Annotated in this window: 23 protein-coding genes; 6 read left to right on the top strand and 17 right to left on the bottom strand. The window is 64.8% G+C overall.

Annotation, left to right across the window (positions count from 1 at the left end; translation table 11 throughout):
• Positions 1 to 53: 53 nt before the first annotated feature.
• Entirely contained in the window at positions 54 to 371 is a 318-nt protein-coding gene (locus D7S86_RS04725; RefSeq protein WP_121083861.1) for an ElaB/YgaM/YqjD family protein, read from the bottom strand.
• Positions 372 to 804: 433 nt separating this feature from the next.
• Between D7S86_RS04725 and D7S86_RS04720 the strand changes: the two genes are divergently transcribed.
• Positions 805 to 1,902: a sigma-54 interaction domain-containing protein gene (locus D7S86_RS04720; RefSeq protein ID WP_121083859.1), complete on the top strand. Its 1,098-nt coding sequence runs from the start codon at positions 805 to 807 to the stop codon at positions 1,900 to 1,902.
• 389 nt (positions 1,903 to 2,291) lie between these two features.
• Here D7S86_RS04720 and D7S86_RS04715 read toward each other — a convergent pair whose 3' ends face one another.
• On the bottom strand, positions 2,292 to 3,638 hold the full coding sequence (locus D7S86_RS04715) for an ABC transporter ATP-binding protein (protein WP_121083857.1): 1,347 nt from the start codon (positions 3,636 to 3,638) through the stop codon (positions 2,292 to 2,294).
• A 13-nt stretch (positions 3,639 to 3,651) separates the two neighbouring features.
• Positions 3,652 to 5,400, bottom strand: a complete 1,749-nt coding sequence (locus D7S86_RS04710) for an ABC transporter permease (RefSeq protein ID WP_121083855.1) — start codon at positions 5,398 to 5,400, stop codon at positions 3,652 to 3,654.
• Positions 5,401 to 5,928: 528 nt separating this feature from the next.
• Here D7S86_RS04710 and D7S86_RS04705 point away from each other — a divergent pair.
• Positions 5,929 to 7,707 carry a sensor domain-containing diguanylate cyclase gene (locus D7S86_RS04705; RefSeq protein WP_158601858.1) on the top strand — a complete coding sequence of 593 codons (1,779 nt, stop codon included), beginning with the start codon at positions 5,929 to 5,931 and terminating at the stop codon, positions 7,705 to 7,707.
• Positions 7,708 to 7,780: 73 nt separating this feature from the next.
• Positions 7,781 to 8,047, top strand: a complete 267-nt coding sequence (locus D7S86_RS04700; RefSeq protein ID WP_121083851.1) for a hypothetical protein — start codon at positions 7,781 to 7,783, stop codon at positions 8,045 to 8,047.
• A gap of 132 nt (positions 8,048 to 8,179) precedes the next feature.
• On the opposite strand, the gene mog is transcribed toward D7S86_RS04700, so the two are convergent.
• Together mog and yjgA are read right to left on the bottom strand one after the other, a co-directional pair.
• Positions 8,180 to 8,839 (bottom strand): molybdopterin adenylyltransferase, encoded by a 660-nt coding sequence (gene mog, locus D7S86_RS04695; protein WP_121083849.1) that lies wholly within the window; start codon positions 8,837 to 8,839, stop codon positions 8,180 to 8,182.
• Positions 8,826 to 9,446 (bottom strand): ribosome biogenesis factor YjgA, encoded by a 621-nt coding sequence (yjgA, locus tag D7S86_RS04690; RefSeq protein ID WP_121083847.1) that lies wholly within the window; start codon positions 9,444 to 9,446, stop codon positions 8,826 to 8,828. The genes mog and yjgA overlap by 14 nt, the downstream gene beginning before the upstream one ends.
• 96 nt (positions 9,447 to 9,542) lie before the next feature.
• On the opposite strand from yjgA, the gene pmbA reads away from it, so the two are divergent.
• Positions 9,543 to 10,901: a metalloprotease PmbA gene (gene pmbA, locus D7S86_RS04685; RefSeq protein WP_121083845.1), complete on the top strand. Its 1,359-nt coding sequence runs from the start codon at positions 9,543 to 9,545 to the stop codon at positions 10,899 to 10,901.
• Positions 10,902 to 10,967: 66 nt separating this feature from the next.
• Here the strand turns inward: pmbA and D7S86_RS04680 are convergent, their stop codons facing one another.
• The 8 genes from D7S86_RS04680 to D7S86_RS04645 all read right to left on the bottom strand — a co-directional run bounded on the left by D7S86_RS04680 (position 10,968) and on the right by D7S86_RS04645 (position 18,735).
• A complete protein-coding gene (locus tag D7S86_RS04680) occupies positions 10,968 to 11,465 on the bottom strand; it encodes a dihydrofolate reductase (RefSeq protein WP_121084335.1) in 498 nt (165 codons plus the stop codon).
• A gap of 156 nt (positions 11,466 to 11,621) precedes the next feature.
• On the bottom strand, positions 11,622 to 11,975 hold the full coding sequence (locus D7S86_RS04675; protein WP_121083843.1) for a hypothetical protein: 354 nt from the start codon (positions 11,973 to 11,975) through the stop codon (positions 11,622 to 11,624).
• Positions 11,944 to 13,341 (bottom strand): sigma-54 dependent transcriptional regulator, encoded by a 1,398-nt coding sequence (locus D7S86_RS04670; protein WP_420813204.1) that lies wholly within the window; start codon positions 13,339 to 13,341, stop codon positions 11,944 to 11,946. The genes D7S86_RS04675 and D7S86_RS04670 overlap by 32 nt, the downstream gene beginning before the upstream one ends.
• A gap of 159 nt (positions 13,342 to 13,500) precedes the next feature.
• Positions 13,501 to 14,916 carry a hypothetical protein gene (locus D7S86_RS04665; RefSeq protein WP_121084331.1) on the bottom strand — a complete coding sequence of 472 codons (1,416 nt, stop codon included), beginning with the start codon at positions 14,914 to 14,916 and terminating at the stop codon, positions 13,501 to 13,503.
• Positions 14,917 to 15,148: 232 nt separating this feature from the next.
• The gene (locus D7S86_RS04660; RefSeq protein WP_147432229.1) at positions 15,149 to 15,889 is read right to left on the bottom strand and encodes a peptidase C39; all 741 of its coding nucleotides are present in this window, start codon (positions 15,887 to 15,889) and stop codon (positions 15,149 to 15,151) included.
• Between the two features lie 79 nt (positions 15,890 to 15,968).
• Positions 15,969 to 16,682 carry a C39 family peptidase gene (locus D7S86_RS04655; protein WP_121083839.1) on the bottom strand — a complete coding sequence of 238 codons (714 nt, stop codon included), beginning with the start codon at positions 16,680 to 16,682 and terminating at the stop codon, positions 15,969 to 15,971.
• Positions 16,683 to 16,794: 112 nt separating this feature from the next.
• Positions 16,795 to 18,174, bottom strand: a complete 1,380-nt coding sequence (locus D7S86_RS04650) for a cell wall anchor protein (protein ID WP_147432227.1) — start codon at positions 18,172 to 18,174, stop codon at positions 16,795 to 16,797.
• A gap of 33 nt (positions 18,175 to 18,207) precedes the next feature.
• Positions 18,208 to 18,735 carry a hypothetical protein gene (locus tag D7S86_RS04645; protein ID WP_240647979.1) on the bottom strand — a complete coding sequence of 176 codons (528 nt, stop codon included), beginning with the start codon at positions 18,733 to 18,735 and terminating at the stop codon, positions 18,208 to 18,210.
• Between D7S86_RS04645 and D7S86_RS30075 the strand changes: the two genes are divergently transcribed.
• Positions 18,734 to 18,871, top strand: coding sequence for a hypothetical protein (locus D7S86_RS30075; protein ID WP_240647978.1), 138 nt, complete (start codon positions 18,734 to 18,736; stop codon positions 18,869 to 18,871). The genes D7S86_RS04645 and D7S86_RS30075 overlap by 2 nt on opposite strands.
• Here D7S86_RS30075 and D7S86_RS04640 read toward each other — a convergent pair.
• On the bottom strand, positions 18,864 to 19,331 hold the full coding sequence (locus D7S86_RS04640) for a hypothetical protein (protein WP_121083833.1): 468 nt from the start codon (positions 19,329 to 19,331) through the stop codon (positions 18,864 to 18,866). The two genes, D7S86_RS30075 and D7S86_RS04640, sit on opposite strands and share 8 nt — an antisense overlap.
• Before the next feature lies 1 nt (position 19,332).
• A complete protein-coding gene (locus D7S86_RS04635; protein WP_121083831.1) occupies positions 19,333 to 19,902 on the bottom strand; it encodes a hypothetical protein in 570 nt (189 codons plus the stop codon).
• 714 nt (positions 19,903 to 20,616) lie between these two features.
• Between D7S86_RS04635 and D7S86_RS04630 the strand changes: the two genes are divergently transcribed.
• On the top strand, positions 20,617 to 21,996 hold the full coding sequence (locus D7S86_RS04630) for a sigma-54 dependent transcriptional regulator (RefSeq protein WP_121083829.1): 1,380 nt from the start codon (positions 20,617 to 20,619) through the stop codon (positions 21,994 to 21,996).
• A 68-nt stretch (positions 21,997 to 22,064) separates the two neighbouring features.
• Here D7S86_RS04630 and D7S86_RS04625 read toward each other — a convergent pair whose 3' ends face one another.
• Entirely contained in the window at positions 22,065 to 22,898 is an 834-nt protein-coding gene (locus D7S86_RS04625) for a thymidylate synthase (RefSeq protein ID WP_121083827.1), read from the bottom strand.
• Between the two features lie 128 nt (positions 22,899 to 23,026).
• Positions 23,027 to 24,313, bottom strand: a complete 1,287-nt coding sequence (locus D7S86_RS04620; RefSeq protein WP_121084329.1) for an ATP-binding protein — start codon at positions 24,311 to 24,313, stop codon at positions 23,027 to 23,029.
• Positions 24,314 to 24,352: the final 39 nt, after the last annotated feature.

Genomic DNA, 24,352 nt, shown 5'->3' with positions numbered 1-24,352 from the left:
CATGCGCGCGGCGCGCGTCGACGCGCGTCATGCAAGCCGCGTGTCGCCGGGCCTCAGCGCGACACGAGTACGCCAAGCAGCAGCCCGACGCCCACCCCGATCCCGATCGCCTGCCACGGGTTGTCGCGCACGTATTGCTCGGTATTGTCGGCGGCGACGCGATATTTGCCGCGCGCGACACCCGAGGCCTCCGCGAGCGCCTGTTTCGCCTGCTCGATGCGCGCACGCATGCGTTCGCGCAGCACATCGACCTGTTCACCCGACACACTCGCGGTGAGTCGCAACAACGCTTCGCTGTCTTCGATCAGCGTACGCAGGTCCTCGCGGATTTTCTGACGGCCCCATTGGAGCTGAAGCGATGAGTCGTTCATATCGTGCCTCCGGATGTGTCGTTGACGATGCCGCGCGGGTGTGCCGTGCGCAGGGTCGAGAATCGGTCAGGTGGAGAATCGGTCAGGTGATCAGATACGCAGCTTCCGTGCCATCGCGGATCGGGCAGGCGCCGTATCCGGCGCGTACCTCGCGCATCGGCCCCACGCACGCGCCTCATTCGCGCGAACAGCCGGGTGCGCGGGCCACGCGACGTGCGCAACGCGATCGGACGCTTGCGCCCGATCGCGCGTGCAAACACGTAAGTCTTACGGAATCCCATGTAACGGCTGCACGGCTTCGCCCGCTCAGGCGCGTCGCGATGGGCGCGCAATCGCAAGGCACAGGCGCCCCCGCCTGTTTTGGCGCGACGATTTCCGTTAGCATGGAGCTTTATTTTGAGACGCGGCCGTCGGCCTCCTTGACCGGATCTACATGGCATCCATTGAAAGCCCCGATACGCCGAGCGACAACGCCGAGCCGACCCCCGCGCCGCGCCGTCGCTCGAAACGTGCCGCCGTGGGCGCTGTTGCCGGACTCAAATCGTTCGGCTTGCTCTATGGCTCGTCGAATGCGATGGAAACGTTGTACGAGCAGATCCATCGTGTCGCCGAAACGGACGCGACGGCGCTGATCATCGGTGAATCCGGGACCGGCAAGGAACTCATCGCGCGCACGATTCACGACCACAGCGCGCGCAAGGACGGCCCGTTCATCGCGGTCAATTGCGGCGCCATTCCCGACAACCTCATCGAGGCCGAACTCTTCGGTCACGAACGCGGCAGCTTTACGGGCGCGGTGCAGAATCGCATCGGCTATTTCGAGCATGCGAACAACGGCACGCTGTTTCTCGATGAAATCACGGAGATGGCGGCCGTGCGTCAAGTCAAGTTGCTGCGCGCGCTCGAGACAGGCACGTTCTATCGTGTGGGCGGCACCGAGCAATTGACGTCGAACGTGCGCGTCATCGCCGCGACCAATCGCGACCCGGCGACTGCGGTCAAGGAAAACGGCCTGCGCGAAGATCTCATGTACCGGCTCGCGGTCTTCCCGCTGCGCGCGCCGCCGCTGCGCGAGCGCGACAACGATCGCGAATATCTGGCCCAACACTTCCTCGCCGAACTCAACGCGCAGGAAGGCACCGAGAAGACTTTTTCGAAGAAGGCGTTCGAAACGCTGCGCGCCTATGCATGGCCCGGCAACGTGCGCGAGCTCAAGAACGCCGTCTATCGCGCGTATATTCTCGCGGAGACGGTCGTCGATCTGCCGCATCCGCATCTGCAGATACGGCAGCGCAAGGCCGTCGCGCAAGGCGACGGGATGAGCGTATGGGTCGGCACGCCGCTCGCGGACGCGCAGAAGCAGATCATTCTCGGTACGCTCAAGCATTGCAACGGCGACAAGCGCAAGACCGCGAAAGCGCTCGGCGTGAGCCTCAAGACGCTCTACAACCGTCTCGGCGCCTACGAGAACGAAGGCACGACGCAAGCCGATGCCGAATCGGGCGACGAGCCGTCGGACGACGCAACGTAACGCGCCTCGACGTCAAAGCGTCACGCCGCCAATCTGTACGCGAGACGCGTACTTTTCCCCTAGCGGCCCGGCCGGTAAAAAAACGCGCCGCCCGGCACAACACTGCACGGCGCGGCGCGCAACTCGCACTACCAGATCACTCACAATCACCGCGCCTCCCGACCGGCTTCGCCGCTCCAACCGTCGACGCCGGCGAAACGCACTGTGCTTGCCTCCGTGATCCAGCAACGCACGTGCCGCGCACCGTACCCCATCAAGACAAAGGGCGCCGGTCAGATTGACCGGCGCCCTCGAAAATCAAGCCATTCGGCGGCATGCCATGCCGATGACGCGCCCGGATTCCGAATCGACAATGCCGTCCTTTCCGATTCGGGCCGCGTCACCCTCGATCAGACCGCAATATCCTCAAGACTAAACATTTCGGCCTGGTCGTTATACGAAAAGATTTCCGCATAACGGCCCCAGTTGATCACCGCATCGAGCGTTTGTTCCGCGGCCGAATCCGAGAGGAAATCCTCGAGTTCCTGTTCGAAGCGCACACGCGGCGCGCGATGTCCGGGCCGCTCGTTGAGCACGGTCCGGATGCGCGCCGCGAGCGGCACATACCGGACCACGTGTTCGGCGAACATGCGCTTACGCTCGTCGGTGCCGTAGTCGCTGAAGATCTTGCCGGCTTGCGTGAGCATGATGTCGCCCTCGCGCATATCGGCAAAGCCCAGGTGCTGCATCATTTCGGCCACCGGGAACAGCTCGTCGACTTCGAGATGCAGCGTGCGCGCGACCTCGGGCAAGTCGGCCTTGCCGTTGTACGGCGCCGCCGCGAGCGTCTCGATGAGACCGGCCATGAGGTTCGTCGACACGGGCGGCAGCCAGCTGCCGAGCGTGAGCTGTCCGGGCCGGGCCAGATCGGCGATCAAGCGCGTGGTCATCTTCGCGTAGATGTCGTCGACGAGCTGGCGGAACGCGGGATCGAGACGATTGCGCGGGTGCGCGAACGGCACCTTGATTTCGGCGATCACGCGACCCGGATTCGACGACAGCACCATGATCCGGTCGCACATGAACACCGCTTCCTCGATGTTGTGCGTGACGATGAGCACCGACTTGATCGGCAGCTTGCGTTCGTTCCAGAGATCGAGCAGGTCGGTGCGCAGCGTTTCGGCCGTCAGCACGTCGAGCGCCGAGAACGGCTCGTCCATGAGCAGCAAGGTCGGATCGACGACGAGCGCGCGCGCGAAGCCGACGCGCTGGCGCATGCCGCCCGAGAGTTCGCGCGGATACGCGTTCTCGAAGCCGTCGAGACCGATCAGGTCGATCGCCTTGAGCGCGCGTTCGCGACGCTCGCGCGGACCGACGCCGAGCGCTTCGAGTCCGGCTTCGACGTTCTGCAGCACGGTCAGCCACGGGAACAGCGCGAAGGTCTGGAACACCATCGCGACACCTTCGGCCGGGCCGGTCAGCGGCTTGCCGAGATAGTCGACTTCGCCGCCCGTCGGACGGATCAGGCCCGCGATGATACGCAGCAGCGTCGACTTGCCCGAGCCCGAACGGCCGAGCAGGCCGACGATCTCGCCGTCCTTGAGCGTGAGATTCGCGTCGTCGAGCACGAGCAGCTCGCCTTGCGGTTTCGCAAAGCCGCGCCGCACATGACTCACGCGAAGGATTTCGGCCGCCGCGGTGGCGTTGGCCGGCGCGGGCGCGTTGGCGGGCGCAGGGGTGATACTCGGATTGAGCATGGCGGAATCCCGATCAGTTCAGACGAAGCTTTTCTTCTGCGTACGCATAGAGCGGACGCCAGAGCACGCGGTTGAACAGCGTGACGAACAGCGACATCACCGCGATGCCGAGGATGATGCGCGGATAGTCGCCCGCGGTCGTCGTCTGCGCGATATAGGCGCCGAGACCGTGCGCGGTCACGTGCTGGTCGCCCCACGACACCGCCTCGGACACGATGCTCGCGTTCCACGCGCCGCCCGAGGCCGTGATGGCGCCGGTCACGAAATACGGGAAGATGCCGGGCAGCATCGCCTGACGCCACCACTGCCAACCGCGGATCCGGAAATTCGTCGCGGCTTCCTTGAAGTCGTTCGGATAGGCCGTGGCCCCCGCGACGACGTTGAAGAGGATGTACCACTGCGTGCCGAGCACGATCAGCGGCGAGAGCCAGATATCGGGGTTCAGATGGAACCGCACGATCACGATGACGAACACCGGGAACAGCAGATTCGCCGGAAACGCTGCGAGGAACTGCGCCAGGGGCTGAACCTTTTCGGCGAGCGCGGGGCGCAGGCCGATCAGCACGCCAAGCGGCACCCAGATCACGGAAGCGATCGCGATCAGCAGCAGCACGCGCAGCAACGTGATCAGACCGAGCACAAAGACTTCGCCGACGTCGTGCCAGCTCACGCCGGTCGAGACGAAATCGACGACGTGCCAGACGACGTAGACCGCGAGCGCGAGCAACAGCACGCCCCAGACGAGGTCCGCGACGCGCGTCGACGGACGCGGAATCGCGGGCACGATCGACGGGAAGCTCGGTGCGCGCACGCGGAACGGGATCCGCGCGAGCGTCGACAGCAGCCACGCGCCAGGCACGAGCAGTTGATGGATCAGGCGCGTGCGGCGGATCAGATCGAGCAGCCACGATCCGGGCGCCTCGCCCGAACTCGTCGTTTCCATGCGGAACTTGTCCGACCACGCGACGAGCGGACGGAACAGCAATTGGTCATAGGCGAGAATCACGACGGTCATCGCGACGATGACCCATCCGACGGCCGCCATATTCTTCTGATCGATCGCAGTCGCGAGATACGCGCCGATGCCCGGCAGCGTGATCGTCCGGTTGCCGACCGTGATGGCCTCCGACGCGACGACGAAGAACCAGCCGCCCGACATCGACATCATCATGTTCCAGATGAGGCCCGGGAGCGAGAACGGCACTTCGAGCTTCCAGAAACGCTGCCACGCGGTCAGATGAAAACCGCGCGAGACTTCATCGAGATCGCGCGGGATCGTGCGCAGCGACTGATAGAAGCTGAACGTCATGTTCCACGCCTGGCTCGTGAAGATCGCGAAGATCGCCGCGCACTCGGCGCCCGCGACGCGCGTCGGGAACAAGGCGATGAAGAACGTGACCGTGAACGAGATATAGCCGAGCACCGGCACCGACTGCAGGATGTCGAGAATCGGCACGAGCACCGTCGCCGCGCGCCGGCTCTTGGCCGCGAGCGTGCCGTAGATCAGCGTGAAGACGAGTGACGCCACCATCGCCGCAAGCATGCGTAACGTCGTGCGTAACGCGTATTCGGGCAAATTCGCGGGGTCCAGCGAGATGGTTTGCGTCTGCAGCATCGCGATCGGCGCCATCGTCTGGTGAAATCCGATCGCAGCCATCGCGATGATCGAAATGATCATCGGAAACGCGACGAAGTCCCAGCGATTGGGCAGCAGTCGCCAGGCGGACGCGTTTGCATTGGGAAGTTCGAAACCAAAGGCCATGGCCGCTCCTGTCGAGAGGCACGACACTACTACAACCCATGTGACAGTTACAACCTTTGCCACACCGGCGCGCCGCAATGCAACATTCGGCGCTCGCCCGCGCACGCAAGGCTTTCGCAAGCCGTCGCAAGGTAACTGGAGCGCGCCGTATCGACACCCTCGCCGACATCCGCATCTCGCGCCTCGGCGCCGCTCGCGCGCAACGCGTGAAAACCCGATATTTTCAAATACCGCGGCGCCGCGAATTAATCACTGCGATGGGATTAATCGGTATTCAACTCGAGGCGAATCGGCGATTTACGCCCATTACCGTTCGGCTCCGGAATTACGTCGCAACGCCTGTTGCAGAATATCTCCGAAAAAAAATAGATCCCGAACGAATGCACACATGCGCTTATATAAAGTATTCGGAGGCGGCGCCGTTATAGCCGATTATTGCTCTGCGCACGCTGCGCGCGCACCGGACCCATGCGGCATCTCGCCCGCCCTCGCCTGCCCCGTTTCGTCACGCTTCCGGCTCGCCCCGCCGTGAGGCGCAGCCTCGTGCGCCTTGCCGGCTTGCTCGCCGCGGGCGCGTTGATCGTATCGAGCTGGTGGGTCGCCGACGACCTCGCGAATCGGCTCGCCCGAAACGAACTCGGCGCGACGGCCGAGGCGCGCGTGCAGATCGCCTCGGCCGTCGCCGAGAGCGTCGCGCAGTCGCTCGACGGCGACCTCGCGTTGCTGCGCGGCATTCCGACAACCGTCGCCGCGACGCCGTTCATCCGCGACACGCTCGTACCCAATTCGGCGCTCTCGCTCGCGGCAATGCGCACCCTATCGGAGGATGCGCGCCGCGAGAGCCTCGAAAGCAATCCCCAGCTCGCGCCGCTCAATGCCTTCCTGCAACGCGTCAGCGATCTGGCCGATATCGACGCGGTCTGGGTCGTCACGCGCGACGGACTCTGCATCGCGGCGAGCAACGCGAAAACCGTCACGTCATTCGTCGGTGACGACGTCGCGGACCGCCCGTACATGGGCGCGATCGCGACGGGTACGACGACGATCGGTTTTGCGCGCGGACATACGACGGGCCGGCCCGGCATCTACGTCACCGCGCCGGTCATTTTGAACAACACCGTCATCGGCGCCATCGTCGGCAAGCTCAATACGAGCCGCGCGCGCCACTGGGTCGCGCAGCCCGGCGCCTTCATCGCCGACCAGAACGGCGTCATCGTGCTCGCGCAGGATCCGTCGCTCGAGCTCTACGCCTTGCCCGGCGCGTCCGTGCTGACCATGTCGCGCGAGATGCGCGCGATCACGTACGCCCAGCAGATCTTCCCGACACTGACCGTCAGTTCGGAGGGCGCGCGCGTGCATGCGCTCGCGCCCTGGCTGCCGGCCGAGATCGCCAACGAACTCGTGTCGATCGAAAACGGTCCGCCGTCGCTGCTCGAAGTCAGGAAGGCCGAGCACGCCGGCCTCTCGGCGGGTCTCATCGCGCCGCTCGACGTCTGGGACGACGCGCGCGCGACGTTCCGGCGCAATCGCTTCCTGATCTTCCTCGCGGTGCTCAGCGTGATGACCGTCGGCATCGTGCTCGCGCTCTCGTATTACCGCGAGCGGCACCTGCACCACAACACGCGGGACATGGCCGACCAACTCAAGCAAGCCAACGCGCGGCTCTCCGATGAAGCACGCTACGACTCGCTGACCGGCGCGCTCTCGCGTCGCTACTTCCTCGATTTGCTGTCGACGCAAATGCGCGCCTCGCAGCTTTCGCGCGCGCCGTTGACGGTCGCGATCGCCGATCTCGACCACTTCAAGCAGATCAACGACCGCTGCGGCCACGCGACGGGCGACCGCGCGCTCGAGTACTTCCTGTCCGTCTGCGAGCGCGTGCTGCGCGTCGGCGACTCGGTCGGCCGTCTGGGCGGCGAGGAGTTCGGCATCCTGATGCCCGGCGCGCCGCCCGGCCAAGCCGAGCGCGTGGCCGAGGCGATCCGGATCGAATTCCGGCGCGCGCGGCCCAAATCGATTCCCGACGACGTCGGTCTCAGCGTGAGCCTCGGCATCGCGACGGCGATCCGCAACGACACGCCCGAGCGCCTGCTCTCGCGCGCCGACCAGGCGCTCTATCTCGCCAAGGCCCGCGGCCGCAATCGATCGGTGGTATTCGATACGCAGACAGGCGCCGATTCGCGCGCGAACGCGGCCGAGAGCCGCGCGGCCGAAAACCGTCCGTCGGAGACCCGCATGTCGGATACCCGCACGTCCGAGAGCCACACGCCCGAGAGCCACACGCCCGAAACCCGCGCGACCGTCTGAGCGCCGGGGTCTTGCGCGCATCCGTGCCGGACCGGTTATCATCAGTCTTCACAACCGGCTATAGGAGGCGCGCATGAAGGGTAACCTCGTCATCGTCTGCCGCGATCAGGACGCTCACGACTTCGACGCGATCATGTCCGAGTACGGCGCGTTCCAGACTCGGCTTTCATCAACCGCCTGGTATCTCAAACTCGAGATCGCGCCGGAACTTGTGCAGGAAGAGATCGTTCAGCGACTCGGCAAGTATGCGACGCACTATATCTTCGAAGCCACGTCGGTCACGTTCAACACGGTCGATAGCGAAGCCGCGGCTTCGTTGAACGCCTTGTTCGAGGATTGATCGGCGCCGCGCGGCCCGACCCGCGCACGCGACACGTTCAGGCCGGACCTCGGCCCGCATGGAACGACCCCGCTTTCGAGCGGGTTTTTTTATGGCCGGCGCAAACGCGCACCCGTGCGCGCCCGCCTCGCGTTACTTCTTCTTGGGTCGAAACGCCGTGACCACGCGCGCGTCGGTCTCGATATACGGACCGCCGATGAGGTCGATGCAGTACGGAACGGCGGCGAAGATGCCCGGCACGATCGACGCGCCGTCGGCGTCGCGCAGCCCTTCGAGCGTCTCGCGAATCGACTTGGGCTGCCCCGGCAGATTGACGATCAACGCCGCATGGCCGTCGATCTCGCGAATCGCCGCGACTTGCCGCGAGAGGATCGCGGTCGGCACGAAACGCAGGCTGATCTGGCGCATCTGTTCGCCGAATCCCGGCATCTCCTTGGTCGCGACCGAGAGCGTCGCCTCGGGCGTCACGTCGCGCCGCGCGGGACCCGTGCCGCCCGTCGTGAGCACGAGGTCACAGCGCGCGACATCGACCAGCTCGACGAGCGTCGCGCGTATCGTCTCGCGTTCGTCGGGAATCAAGCGGGTCTCATGCGTCCACGGGCTCGTGAGCGCGGCGCCGAGCCATTCGACGAGGCCCGGAATGCCTTTGTCCTCATAGACGCCCGCACTCGCGCGATCGCTGATCGAGACGAGTCCGACGCGCAGCGCGCGCCGCGCAGGCGCGTCGGTCGGCTCCGCACGCGTCGCGCTCGATGCCGCCTCCGCGTCCGACGGCGGCTCAGTACTCGCCATCGTCGTCCTCGTGGTCCGTCGCAGAGACGTCGGACGCCTCCCCGGCTGACGCACCCGCTTCGTCCTGCGCGGCCTTGATCCAGTGGAACAGTTCGCGGAAATGCTTGGGCGGGCGTTGCTGCTGCTGATCGCGCCGCGCGCTGCGGATCAGGTTGCGTCCCGTCTGCACGTCGGCCGACGGATACTTCGCGACGAATTCGGTCAGCACCGCATCATCGGCAAGCAGGCGCTCGCGCCAGCGCTCGATCGCATGGAGCCGGACGGTCTCGGCCTTGCTGACGCCGTTGTAGGCGTCGAGCGCCGCGCGGATTTTCTGGACTTCCTCGTCGTGCAGCGACCGCATGACCTTGCCGACATACTGAAGCTGACGCCGCTTGCCTTCGTGATCCGTGATGCGCCGCGCCTCGCGCACGGCCTCGTCGAGGTTCTCGGGCAGCGGCATTTTCTTGTGCGCGTCCTTCGAGAGCGCGACGAGTTCCGCGCCGAGCACCTGCAATTCTTGCATCTCGCGCTTGAGCTGCGACTTGCTCGGGCGGCCGTCGTAGGGATCGTCCTCGTCGTCGCGCGGCGAACGGGAGGCGGGGAGGGTTCGGGGTCTTTGCGTCATGCCGCGTATTGTACGCCGCACGCGCGCCGCGACGGCTTCGGGACCTTTGCGCCAAGCCTTGCTATGATCGCGTGCATCAAGGAGAACCCATCGACCATGTCCGCGCCCCCGCGTTACTTCCCGCATACACAGGACCAGCTCAAAGAAATCGCCGCGGACATCCTGCGGCACGCCCAATCCCTCGGCGCGACCGACGCCGCGACCGAATTGTCCGAAGGCGACGGCCTCTCGGTCACCGTGCGCCGCGGCGAGGTCGAGACGATCGAGCACAACCGCGACAAGATGGTCGGCGTCACGGTGTTCATCGGACAGAAGCGCGGCAACGCGAGCACGTCGGATTTTTCGCCGGCCGCGCTGCGCGACACCGTCGCGGCCGCGTACAACATCGCGCGTTTCACGGCCGAAGACGATTGCGCGGGTCTCGCCGAGACCGAATTGCTTGAAACGCAGCCGCGCGACCTCGACCTGTTCCATCCGTGGCCGGTGTCGGCCGACGAGGCTGTCGAGATCGCACGGCGCGCGGAGCGCGCGGCGTTCGACACGTCGAGCACGATCAAGAACAGCGAAGGCGCGAGCGTCTCGGCCCAGCATTCGCAATTCGTGCTCGCGACCACGCGCGGTTTCTCCGCGGGCTATCCGTTCTCGCGTCATTTCGTCTCGTGCGCGCCGATCGCGGGCTCGGGCCGCAATATGCAACGCGACGATTGGTACACATCGCAGCGCAGCGCCGACACGCTCGCGAAACCCGAAGCCGTGGGCCGCTACGCGGCCGAACGCGCGCTCGCGCGACTGGGCGCGCGACGGCTCGACACGCGCAAGTGCCCCGTGCTGTTCGAGGCGCCGCTCGCGGCGGGGCTGCTCGGCGCGTTCGTGCAGGCCACGAGCGGCGGCGCGCTCTATCGGAAGACGAGCTTTCTCGTCGACAGCCTCGGCAAGCCCGTATTCGCACCGCACATCGACATCGTCGAAGATCCGCATGTCGCACGCGCGATGGGCAGCTCGCCGTTCGACGAGGAAGGCGTGCGCACGCACCGGCGCGACGTCGTCAACGCGGGCGTCGTGCAGGGGTATTTCCTCTCGACGTACTCGGCACGCAAGCTCGGCATGAAAACGACGGGCAACGCGGGCGGCTCGCACAATCTGGCGCTGCGCAGCCGGCTCACGCGCGACGACGACGATTTCGAAGCGATGCTGCGCAAGCTCGGCACGGGCCTGCTGCTGACCGAACTCATGGGCCAGGGCGTCAACTACGTGACGGGCGACTACTCGCGCGGCGCGGCGGGCTTCTGGGTCGAGAACGGCAAGATCCAGTATCCGGTCGAGGAAATCACGGTCGCGAGCACGCTGCAGGACATGTTCCGGCATATCGTCGCGATCGGCGCCGACACGATCGTGCGCGGCACGAAACAGACGGGCTCGGTACTCATCGAGCAGATGACGATCGCGGGTCAGTAAGCGGGTCGGTGCGGGTCGGCAAGCGGGTCAACAACGCCCGTCAATGTCGCCGGGCCGGCACGCCGTTCACGCACGGCGTGCGTAGCGGGCCCACGAATAGGGCCACGCATCGGGCGCCGTCGACGCCGGATATTCGCGTGAGACCTCACGCCAGACCGCGGGATCGGGCGCCGCGAACGTCGCGTCGCCTTCGACGTCGCGTTCGATTTCCGTGATCACGAGCGCGTCGGCGCGATCGATCCCTTCGCGATAGAGCTCCGCGCCGCCGATCAGATAAGCATCCGCGACGCCCTCGCGTTCGCATGCCGCCAGCGCCTCGGCGAGGCCGCCGACCGTCTCGCAGCCGTCGAAGCGGCGCGAGGGATCGCGCGTGACGACGAGATTGCGCCGTCCGGGCAACGCGCGGCCGATCGACTCATGCGTCTTGCGACCCATGATGACGGGCGCGCCCATCGTCGTGCGCTTGAAAAACTTGAGGTCTTCGGACAGATGCCAGGGCAACTGGTTGTCGCGGCCGATCACGCCGTTCCGGGCGCGCGCGACGATCAGGATCAGACGGGTCATGAAGCCGACACGATGCGTAAGTGAGCAGAGCCGGCATTCTACGCCGCGCCCGCGCGTCGTGATGCGATGCGCGGCCGAAGCCACCCTGCCGCTCCACCGCCATCACGGCGCCGAACACGCCGCTGCGGTGACCGCATCGCCGCGCCGCGAGACCGGTCAGATCGGCGCGCAGTCCGCGCGCCGGCGGTCGACGGGCGCCATCGGCGTGCGCTCGAGCATCGCATGACGCGACACCGCCGTGCCGCATGCGCCGATGCCGAGCATCGACCGGTCGCCGACGGCGAGATCGGCGCCATGCTCGCTCGACGCCGTGTCGGGCCACACGGGCCAGACCATCTCGCAGACGCGCGACATGACGCCGCTGAAGCCGCGCGCGGCATCGCCGTCCGCCGGGAGCGCGGGATGCGCGAATATCGTCACGCTCGCGACGCGCGCGTGCGGCGCGACGGCCGACGCACGGCGGCGGCGCGTGCGCGGCTCAGTCGGGCTCTTCGTCAAATGTCCGTTCATCGGTGTCCCTCAAGCCGTGCGAACCCATTAAACGATATAAGGTCACGCGCGAAATCCCAAGGTCCATCGCGGCCTCATTGAGTCGATGCCGGTGGCGCAGCAACGCTTGCTCGATCGCCTTGCGCTCGGCATCCTCACGCGCTTGCGCGAGCGTGATCGGAAGCTGGCTCGTGAAGTGGTCGAGCCCGAGATCCTCGGCCGACAGCAACCGTCCTTCGGCCATTACGATCGCGCGGCGCACGCGATTGATCATCTCGCGCACATTGCCCGGCCAGCCGTAGTTGTACATCGCCTCGATGGCCGAAGCCGTGAAGCCGCGAATCTTTCGTGCGCTATCGCTTCTGAATTTCTGAAGCACATGGTGCGCGAGAATCTCGATGTCCTTGCCGCGCGCGCGCAGCGGCGGTTCATCGACGCGCACGACGCAGAGCCGATGAAACAGGTCCGCGCGAAAACGTCCTTCGTGCATGGCGACATCGAGATCGACGTGCGTCGCCGAGATGATCCGCACGTCGACGGCGATCGAATCGCGGCCGCCGAGCCGTTCGATCTTGCCCTCCTGCAGAAAACGCAGCAGCGAGGCCTGGCTTTCGAGCGGCAAGTCGCCGATTTCGTCGAGAAACAGCGTGCCGCCACCCGCCGCCTCGACCCTGCCGATCTTGCGTTGATTCGCCCCCGTGAACGCGCCGCGCTCATAGCCGAACAGTTCGGACTGCAGCAGATGGTGCGGGATCGCGCCGCAATTGATCGCGACGAACGGAGCCTTCTTGCGTTCCGATCGCTCGTGAATCGCGAGCGCGGTCAGCTCCTTGCCCGTACCCGATTCTCCGGCGATAAAGACCGACGCGTCGGTATTGCCGAGCTTTCGGATCGTCCGGAACAGCTGCTGCATCGCGTCGCACGTGCCGACCATCTCGTCGTCGCTCGTCGCGGCGACACTTTGCGCGACATCGAAATCGCAGAGCGTGATCATGCCGAACGCGTGGCCGAGCACGAAATTGATCGCCTCGTTCGAACACGGCTGCTTCAGATAATCGAAGCAGTAGTTGCGGATCAGCCGGCGCAACCCGAGATCGTCGAGCTGGACGGACGGTGTCACCGCGACCCAACCGATATTCGTGCGACGCAGGCAGGCTTCGAGCGCGCCGAGGTCGCGATTCGAAAATCCGCCCGACAGATCGACAAGTCCGGCCGCCGCGTCGTCGCTGCGCATCAGACGCGAGGCGTCGGCGACCGAGCGCGCGAACTGCACGCGCCAGCCATGTTCGCCGAGATAGTCGGCAAGATCGTCGCGCGGCTGACGCGACAGATAGATCATGCTGCGTTCCGATTGCAGCGCCTCGCGCGTCTTCGCGGTGCCGCCCACGCTCGTGAGTTGCGCGCGGATGGACGGCGCGTCGCCGTCGTCGGCCGAGGTCGCGACCGAAGGCCGGTCGATCCGGCCGTCGAGCAGACCCGCGCTTGCGACCGGGTGCACCGTTGTCAGGTGAGTGGATTCACGCACAATAGCCTCTTCTCGTCGCAATCAAAACGTGTACGGGAACCGCAAACCGACAACGAAGTTGGGCGCATCGGGCGTGAGCCCGATACTGACCGAACCATTGATCGTCAAATGCTTGTTGATGACCTGGTTGAGCCCGAAGTTCATGGTCGATGCATTGGTCTGACTTCCCGCCACCTTTTCGTAACCCGACCCCGAATCGATCTTCGTTTCCGGCTCGACCGCCGTCGTGAACGACAGACTGGCCGAGGTCTTGTCGGACAACGCGATCGCCGCGCCCGCACCGACCTGGATGATGTCGCCGAGCTTGACCTTGGCGGGCTCGACCTGTCCCTGAACCGACGAGATGTCGGCAAACGAACGCGCAACGTTATAGGTATAGGACAGGCTGCCGAATAGCACCACCGGATCGTAGGTTTTGAGGACCGAGACGCCGGCGGTGAAATTCCAAATACCGGTACCCGTCGGCAATCGGGTCGGCGTGATGAGGTTGTTGTTGTCCGCGTCGGGACTCACGAGCTTGATGCCGAACGGCGAGGTCCCCGTGTCGCTCTTGACGCGCAGGCTCGCGACGATGTCGGGCCACGCGTTCGTCTCCTTGAAGACCTGGTAGTAGATGCCGAAATTCACGTCGCCGATATTGCTGCTGTTGACCGACGTATCGGTCAACGTCGACGACGCGCCGCCCGCGCCGCCGCTGATGAACGTGCTGCTGCGGTACATGTACGGCAGATCGAGATCGACGCTGATGCGGTCCGTGAGCCCGTAGCGCACGTCGACGTCGTATTGGTATTGCGACGCCTTGGTCTGGTCGAGATTGATATTGCCGAGGAAGATCGCGTCGAGGGCGAGAAAGCCCGTGAGCGAGAGTTCTCGACGGTCGTAATACGTGTACGACAGACCCTGGTCGATCGTGAGCTTGTGATCGAAGAGCGGCGCGTGTTCCTTCTGCACGACCGCCTCTTCGCTTTGCGTGCGTTCGGGCTCGGCCGCCTGGTTGTCGGTGCCGATCGTGGGCGTCGCCGAATTCGCGCCGGTGTCCGGCGATGCGTTCGGCGTGACGGCCACGCCGTTCGCCGTGCCCTGCGCCGCGCCGTTGACCGCGCCCGCGGCGCCCGCGGCCGCCGGGCCGCCCGAACCATAGGGCACGGACGGCCCGGCGTCGGCCTGCGCGACCTGCACGCCCATGCCGTCGGCGGGTGCGGCGCCGTCGACGTTCTGCACGCCGAACTGCGAAGCCGCGTAGCCCGGCTCGCCGCGCCCGCGCTGGGCCATTTCAAGCTCGACGATATGGTTTTCGAGCGACTTGATCTCCTTCTGCTGTTGTTCGACGACCCGCGACAACATGTCCAACCTCTGCTCTACCGTTTGCGACTCGAGCGACTGCGCGTAGGCGCCGCCGGACACCGCCATCAGAACCGCCGTTGCGCAGGGCACCATCGCATGCGGCGCGCACGACCCGTACAAGCTTCTGCTTTGCGTTTTCATTGTTGTCCCCCCGGTTGCAAGCGCGCCTGGTCTACAGCGCCCCCGCGAATGGACCGTTCGGTCCGTTTCAAAATCGCACTGCCGCATCGCGATGCCGCGCGATACGCAGTCCGGTGCTTCCTTGCTCGGCTCGCCTGACTTCTTGTGTTCGATGCGGGTCGCCGCGCCGACGGCGCGGGGCCCGTTATTTTTTGAGCGATGTCATATTGGCCAACGCCGCCTGCACACCCATGAGCCGCAATTGATTCGCGGTCAGCGCACTGGTCTGCAGATGAAGCTGGAGCTGATTCATCACGGCCTGGTTGTTACCCGCGATCTTCATGAGCTGCGCGATGTTTGCGCTCTGGGTCGCATTGGCCGTGACTTGCTGCGTCGCAACGCCCGCGGGCGTCGTGAGTTTGAGAACCGCACCCGTGCTGTTGAATGCGATGCTTGCCGCGAGCCCGTTCGCTCCGCTCGCGTTGGCCGAGGTCTGGCCGTTGAGGATCTGTGACGCCGCCGAGGTCGGCGAAAAGTCGATCGTCGCGGTATTGCTGCCGACGTTGTTATTGCCCGCGACCTGCGTGACCTGCGACACACCGTTGACCTGGACGTTCTCGCCGCCCGTTGTCGTGGCGCCGTTCGCGCCGTTGTTGAGCAGGCCGCTGACGTACGTATTGACGGCCTGATTCGTTTGGCTCACGAGCTCGTTGACGATCGCGGTCGCGCCGGTCTTCGCCGTGTACCCGGTCGCGGTCTTCGAGACGGCAAGTGTGCCTGTGGCGGAAACAGATTCGCCGTTCGGAAGCTGCCATTGCGACAGCAGATTCAATACAAAGCCGGAAATGGTCGACACACCGACCGCCTTCCCGGTCTGAGCCGCGAGCACCTCATCGCCGACGGGTTGCAGCATCGGCTCCGCAACGGACGCGGTGAAGGGACTCATCAATTCGGCGTTTGCGAAACCTGGCGCCATCACCCCAGCGGCAAGCGCCAGCACGAGCATTCTTCGCTTCATTATGTAATCAGAACAAGTCTGCCTTGATCAAACCGAAGTCGACAAAGGGAGTCGGGCTGGTGCCCGTCTCCAGAGCACGTTCGCGCAGCCTCAGCGCGAGCGACTCGTTGTTCTGCAGCAGCGGTGAATCCTCCCTGAAGGGTTTGCCGAGCACCGCGAAGACGAGTCCATTCCATGTCTTCACGAAGTCCGACTCGAGCACGATCCGGTTCCCGAGCGCCGGGTCGGCGATAAAAATCCGCTGGTCCTCTGCGTGCTTGACCAGGACGAAATGTTCATAGCCGTCGATATTCATGAGGACCATGACCGGTATCTGCAGCTTGTAGAGCGCGTCGACGTTCACGCGAAATCCGCGGCCGCGCAGGCCGATCGTCTCGACGAACTTCTTCATGTCGAGCATCGAGAAGCCGTTCTTCTCGACGACTTCGGGTGTCGAAAACACCATCATTCGCTTGATCAGTTCGGGCTCGGGGATCTTGATCCCGTAGCCGTAGTCGAGCAGCGTCGCGAGCGCGGCCGCGCCGCAGCTGTAGTCGAACTGCTGCGTGTGAATGTTCTGATAACGAATGTCGCGAATCGACTTGACGCTCTTGACGAGCGGCACGCCGGCGAACGGTGTCGTTTCAACAAGCGCAACCTGGGCGAAGCAGTGGCCTGCTACGCCCAGCAATGTCCCGGTAGTGACTGCGCGTATCCACCGACGCGGGATGGGTCCGGTCATTACGGTCTCCTGCCCTGCTGGCGGCGCCGTTTTCTTGGACGGCCTTGCACCAGTAAGAAACACGTCTATGTCCCCGCGCCGCATGCGCGGCGCGGGTCAGGTGCTGCGCTCGTTAGTGCGTCACGCTCGCCACGGCCAGACCGTTGTGCTGAAGGTTGCCGCCGCCGGTCGCGATGTTCACGCCGATATTGCCCGTGGCGCCGTTCAACGCGTTGTTGCCCAGCGTGGACGAACCGTTGAACGTACCCGTGACTTGCGCGTTCGCGTCCTGCGTGCTGTCGTCGGTCGCGACGATCGCACCGCCTTGCGAGTACTTGCCGCTCGGCGTCGACGAGACGAGTGCGAGGCTGTTGTTCTGAACGTTGCCGATACCCGACGACACGTTGACGCCGACATTACCCGTCGCGCCTTGCAGCGCCTTGTCGCCGACCGAAGCGACCAGGTTGTAGTTGTCGATCGTGCCCTTGCCTTCGGAGGTCTGCGACGAGAACACTTGCGCATTGCCGAACGTCTTGCCCGCGTCGATCGAGGCAAGCGACGCGTTGTTCGACTGTGCGTTGTCGATACCCGTCGTGATGTTCACGCCGACATTGCCGGTCGCGCCCGACAGTGCGCCATTGCCGATCGAAGCTTCGGCCGTGGCCGGCACCTGATTGTCGTAGTACTGCGTGACGGAACCCGTCGTCGTGACCGTGCCGTACTGATCGGACCAGTTGTTGTAGAAGCCCCAATTCGCCGACTCGCTCGTTTGGCTCTTCGTCTTTTCGCTGGCTTGGAGCGACGCGCTTTCCTTGTTGGTCTGCGATTCATACGTGCTGACCGCGCCGTACAGATAGCCGCTGCCGCTGCCCCACGCCTTGTTGCTCGTGCCGCTTTGCGTCGCGACCGAACCTTCGCCCCAGACGCTCACGCCGCCGATGATGCCGGCCGTGAGTTCACCCCAGCTGCCGTTCGGCCAGGAGTAGCCGCTGTTGGTCTGATAGCCCGCGGCGACGCCGCCCACGATGCCTGCCTGGGCCTGGGCCTGCGCCGCGTTGTACGTCGTGTTGAACGTGCCGCTGCTCGTCTTGTAGCCATAGCCGCCGTACGCATTGATCGACGCATAGTTCGATTGCGATTCGGACTGCGAAGCCTTGTACGAAGCGTTGATGCTCGACGACGAGCTCGACTTCGTGTTGAGCCACGAATTGCCCGTATCGGCGACGTTGTTCCAGGCGCTCGTTTCGTTGTACGTCGTCGTGATCGCGCCCTTCTGATAGTTCTGCGCCGTCGGCGACATCTTGACGTGGTTCAGATCCGCCGTCTGGGTGTTGTTGACGACCGCGCCCGCGCTGTCGTCGACCGACACGCAGCCATAGATGCCGAAAAAGCCCGTGACCCAGACCGACTGGGCGACCTCGGTCCCGTTGTACAAGTACGGGTCCGACCAGCCATTCGCTTGTGCTGCGCCGGCGATTGTCATCACGGCTGCTGCAATAAGAGTGCGCTTCATGGTTACGCTCCGATACGAGTGTGTGCGACTTCGTTAGAAAAAGGTGCCCGCCGGGGGACGGAGCACAAAACTATTTGCCGTGGCATTCCCGGCGCCGGCAGTCTGGTTGATCTGCACGACACCAGTCGCCCCCTTGAATGCGTCGCTGGCGATCGACGCATCGAGGGCATGGCCGGATCCCGAGTTGCCCCGGTTTCCACCATTCCTGGCAGTGGTAGCGGATAGCTCGCTATCCGCTACCACTTCCGCTCCAACAGGAAGGCCGCCAATCGACACAGCATTCCTTTGAAGATTGTTCGCACCCGCGGCCTGGTTCACTGCGACCACGCCGAGCGTGTTCGAAAACGCATTGCTGCCGATCGTCGCGCTCGCCGCGCCGATCTTCACGCGCGCCGTCTGCGCGGTTTGCTGCTGCCCTGTCACGACCGCGACGCCGTTGCCCGACAGCACGGCCGCCTGATTCGTCTGCACGTTGTCGACGCCGGCCGCGATGTTGATCGCGAGCGCCCCGACGACGTCGTGCGCGGCGCCCTCGCCGATCGTCGCGCTCACGTCCTGCATGAGCAGCGCCGCATTGCCGGGCATCACGAACATCCCCGAGCTCTGCGCGAACGCGGACGAACTGGCTGCCGCCGCAAGCACGAGCGACGACACGCAAAGCAGCCCGCGAAGCACGATCGAGTCGCGTGTCATTTGAGGCTCCCCATGCCGGAGATCACGGGCGCCAATGCACCGGTGATGGTTTGCGATACCGTTGCGCCGACGCCCGCCACTCCGCCGCCCTGGCCACCAATGCCGGCCGGCAAGCCGCCGCGCTGCTGCGCGCCGGATCCGATGCCGAGCGCCGCGGTCGCCGCGCCAAGCGCGCCGTCCACGCCATTGCTCTGCACGCCGCTCGAACCGCGCGCATTCCCGAGATCGATATCCGAAGCGAGGCCTTCCATCAGCGGGTCGACCGTCGATGACGGGAACGTCGTGACGCGTACCTTGACCGGATCGTCCTGGACCGGCACGGGCCGATACGCGATGCGCGGCGTCACGGAGCGTTCGATGATCAGGTCGCCGGGTTCGTCGGCGAAGGCCGAGATCACCGGTGCGGTCACCATCGCGCCGATCACGAGGGCGCCGACAACGCGCGGAGCGAGCGAGGCGTTCATCTCACTTCCTCGTGTAGTTGACGACGTTGCCGTTCTGCGCGGCACCCGCCGCGCCGATGGGCTGCGGCGTTTGGGTCGGCGGCGCGATCTCGTCCCAGAGCGTGACCGAGTTGTTGCGCATCGCGTCGGGCACCGCGGCAACCATCAGCATGCCGACGGCGCGGCCGTGCTGATTGCTGAGCACGCGGTCGTCGAGCGACGCTACGTCGTAACGTGTTACGGACGAACCGGTAACAAACACCTTTTTCCCGACCACCGAATCGGCAGCATTGACCGAATCGTCATGGGCGTTCGCGTTTTGCGATGCGTCGGCCGGCGGCGTCATCGTCTCGCTGGCGAGACGGTTCGCGTCGTCGGGCGCGGCCTGCGCGTCGGACTGCGTCGCGCCCGGGGCGGACACGACGGGAGCCGCGTCGGCGCTCGTTTGGACGGTATCCGCGCACGGCGCCGCGAGTTCGTCGGCCAAGGCCGCCGAGCCGCCGGCACACCAGCCCGCGCACACCAGCAAGGCGCCGAAAACCGCGTTGCGCAGCGTGCCGGGATATTTCTGGTCAGAAGATTGGGTACACATGGTGTCCTCCTCCACGGACCAGGATTTAGCGATAAGCGTGCCATTGCCCGCAGACCGTTATGCCGTGGGGAAGCGCGCAAAACCCGCGCAATCGGCCCGCGTGAAAACACTCAAAAATGTTTCAGTTGTGAAACGGTAAGAAAGCGCAAAGCGAGGCGCCATGCGGGTTGCGGGCCCGATTTTGTTTAAGACGTGCGATTGATTTATTCATACGAACGGATGCGACGCGCGATCGAAGCCGACTGCCGCGCGTATCGCGCTCACGCTTGGGGGGACCGATCGTCGGATGCGTACCGGTGTGCGTTACAAACTCGCGTTTGATACACGCGCCCTCATTCAAGTTCGGCCCGGCGATTGCCGATAAGCAGAGAATGAAAGCCGTGTGAAGAGGGTCAAAAAAATGCCGCTGGTGTGAACGATTAAAATCCCGCAAAATTGCGCGCCCGGCGATGTTTTGATTCCGGCAATCGCCCGCGCTGTACTATAGTAGGCACTTCCCTGCAGACAGGGATTTAAGCAACAGAAACGGAGTCCATCCGTTCAGCAGTCAAACATGCCATTCGGGGACCCGCAGTCGAAGCTTGTGAAGACGATCGAGATCGTCGGACGCAGACGTGGCGTCGCGCCTGTATGAAGCACTACACGCGTCTCGCCATGCGAGTAAGGGTCACGGCCGCACCGAACGACTGGATGATTTGACGACAGGGTCACGTTATGGATACCGGACAACGACGGCAGTTGGTGTACGTCTCCCGTCAGCCCAATGAACAACTGCACGATCTGCTGCGCGCGCGCGGCTGGGACATCAAGTTCGCGACGACCGCGCGCGAAGTCCAGCGCGCGATTCAGCAGGACGGCCCGACGGGCGGGCTGTTCGACGTCAGCAGCGGCTATGGCACCCATGAACTCGGCGCATTCGAGAGCTGCCTGACGCTGCCTAACGTCGGCTGGGTCGCGACGGCCGGCAGCGGCCAGCTCGCCGACCGGCTCGTGCGCCGCCTGATCCGCGACTACTGCTTCGACTATCTGACGGTCCCCTACTCGGGCGAGAAAATCGTCGACTCGATCGGCCATGCGTACGGCATGGTCGCGCTCGGCGAACAGGAGTTTTCGCTCGCCGGCGCCTCGCGCGACGAGGAAATGGTCGGCAGTTGCGATGCCATGCGTCAGCTCTTTCGAACCATTCGCAAAGTGGCGAATACCGACGCAAGCGTATTTATCGCGGGCGAGTCGGGAACCGGCAAGGAATTAACGGCGCGCGCGATTCACGAGCGTTCGGAACGCCGCAAAATGCCGTTCATTGCGATTAACTGCGGCGCGATTCCGCATCATTTATTGCAGTCGGAATTATTTGGCTATGAACGCGGCGCTTTTACGGGCGCCAATACGCGCAAGATCGGCCGCGTCGAGGCCGCGAACGGCGGCACGCTGTTTCTCGACGAAGTCGGCGACCTGCCGCTCGAAAGCCAGGCCTCGCTGCTGCGCTTTCTGCAGGAGCGCAAGATCGAGCGGCTCGGCGGCCAGGAATCGATTCCCGTCGACGTGCGCGTGATCGCCGCGACGCACGTCGATCTCGAACAAGCGATGCGCGAGAACCGCTTCCGCGTCGACCTGTTCCATCGGCTCTGCGTGCTGCGTGTCGATGAACCGCCGCTGCGGGCGCGCGGCAAGGATATCGAGCTGCTTGCGCATCACATGCTCGAACGCTTCCGGACCGACAACGCACGACGCCTGCGCGGCTTCTCCGCGCCCGCGATCGAGGCGATGTACAACTACGGGTGGCCGGGCAATGTGCGCGAGCTCATCAATCGCGTGCGTCGTGCGATCGTCATGGCCGAAGGCCGTCTGATCACGCCCGAGGATCTCGAACTCCAGAGCTTCGCGTCACAGCGCACGGTGACGCTCGCCGAAGCGCGCGAAGAGGCCGAGCGCCATGCGATCGAGGCCGCCTTGCTGCGTCATCGCCACCGCCTCAACGAGGCCGCGGTCGAACTCGGCATCTCGCGCGTGACGCTCTATCGGCTCATGGTCGCGCATGGCCTGCGCAGCCCGAGCGAAGATCGCCTGCCGATCGAACGCGTCGCGCAGGGTTGAGCTCGGCTTGACTCCGTGAAACCGAAGCGTACGCGCGACGGTTACACACGCGGATACCCGCGCAACGCTCAGACCGCGATCGGCGCCTTGATGGCCGGGTGGTATTGATAGTCGACGATCTCGAAGTCGTCGTAGCGGTAGTCGAAGATCGATTCGGGACGGCGCTTGAGCACGAGCTTCGGCAACGGATACGCATCGCGCGCGAGCAGCGTGTCGACCTGTTCGAGATGGTTCAGATAGATGTGGCAATCGCCGCCGGCCCAGACGAGTTCTCCGACGTCGAGATCGCATTGCTGCGCGAGCATATGCGTGAGGAACGCATAGCTCGCCCAATTGAACGGCGTGCCGAGAAACACGTCCTGACTGCGGCAGAACAGCAGGCAACTGAGCTTGCCTTCGTTGACGTAGAACTGCGCGAAGCAATGGCACGGCGTCAACGCCATGCGACCCGCGCGCGCATTGTCGACGGGCGACATCGATTCATCGGGAAACGCGGCGACGTTGAGCGCGGTCAGCAGCAGGCGGCGCGAATGCGGACGCGTGCGGAGTTGCCGAACGAGATCGCTGACCTGATCGACGGTCGTGCCGTCGGGCTTCGGCCAGAAGCGCCACTGATATCCGTAGACCGGGCCGAGATCGCCATTTTCGTCGGCCCATTCGTCCCAGATCGTGACGCCGTTCTCGTTGAGATAGCGGATATTCGTGTCGCCGTTCAGGAACCAGAGCAGCTCGTGAATGACGCTCTTGAGGTGGATCCGTTTCGTCGTCACGAGCGGGAATCCCTCGGACAGGTCGAAGCGAACCTGACGGCCGAAAACGCTGATCGTGCCCGTACCCGTGCGGTCTTCCTTTTTCGCGCCGTTCGCGAGGATGTCCTGGATCAGATCGTGATATTGCTTCATGGGCGGACGGCCGGCGTGGGCCTTGTCAGTGAGCGTTGGGCCGGGACCGCGCGAGACGCGCGGCGAGCCCCGACAAAGACGCCATTGTAGCAATCGCGAACGCAGACCGTCGTCGACCGTCTCGCCGTTCAGACCTTGACCGGAAACCGCATCGTGACGCGCAGGCCGCCTTCGGGCCGATTGTCGATCTCGCACTGCCCGCCCGCGTGCCGCGTGAGCCGATCGACGATCGCGAGACCGAGTCCGCTATGGCCGTTGCCGCCGCGCGCAGGATCGAGGCGCACGAACGGGCGCGTCGCCGCCGCGAGATTGGCCGGCGAAATGCCGTGGCCCGAATCGCAGACACGCAGATGCCAGGTGTCGCCGTCACGCCAGGTCGCGACCGAGATCGGCGCTTCGCCGTACGCATGCGCGTTTTCGAGCAAGTTCGTCAGGATCCGGTCGAGCGAGGCTTCGGGCAACACGAACGCTTCGCCGGCGGCGAGTTCGAGGCCGATCGCCGGTTCCGCCGGATACACCGCATGGAAGTTGCGCGCCGCGCGTTCGCACAGGCCGTCGACAGGCGTCGGCATCGAGGTGTCGAGCGTATCGTTGGCGAACATCAGGAACTGATCGACGATATGCGTGAGCGAATCGACGTCGCGCACGACGCCGTCGCGCGAACGCGCGTCGTCCATCATCTCGGCGCGCAGACGCAGGCGCGCGAGCGGCGTACGCAGATCGTGCGCGACGCCCGCGAGCATCACGTTGCGATCGCTCTGCGTCTGCGAGATATCGTTGACCATCTGATTGAAGCCGCGCGTGAGCTGCCGCAACTCGCGCGGCCCCGACTCGGCCACGGGCGCGACATGCTGACCGCGGCCGAATCGTCCGACCGCGCCCGCGAGCGTGCGCAGCGGCCGCTGCACCTGCCATGCCGCGAACATCGCCGACATCGCCGCGCCGACCGTGATGAAGATCAGCCAGAACAGCATCCGGTCGAACGTGCGCGGGCCGCGCAGCGGCTGCAGCGGCACGACGATCCATTGCTGATCGCCGGGCATCAGGACCCAGAGGCGCGGCGGATGTCCGTTTTCGTCGACGCGCAGCAGCGTGCCCTGGGGCATCGACTCGCGCAGATCGTCGATATAACGCGAGAGCGGCGAGCTTGTCGTGAAGGGGTCGGCGGGCGGCACCGAGGCCGCGCCCTGATCGACGAGGCGCACACGCGAGGGCAACGGCACGTTGGGCGAGCGCGCCTGATGCTGCTTGACGGCATCGACGAGGAAGGTCGTCTCCTCGACCGCATAGCGCGTCTGCATCTCAGAGCGCTCGAACCGCATCGCGGTGAACCACGCGAAATGCGAAAGCAACAGCACACCGACGGTGAAAACCGACAGGCGTCCGAACAGCGAATCAAAAGGTCGAAAATTCATCATGGGTACAACCGAACGCGCAGACTGCGGCACGTCTGC

The sequence above is a fragment of the Pararobbsia silviterrae genome, from assembly GCF_003628125.1.
GTDB lineage: Bacteria > Pseudomonadota > Gammaproteobacteria > Burkholderiales > Burkholderiaceae > Pararobbsia > Pararobbsia silviterrae.
The sequence above is the reverse complement of the archived record's forward strand: the minus strand, read 5'-3'. Positions and strand labels throughout refer to the sequence as shown.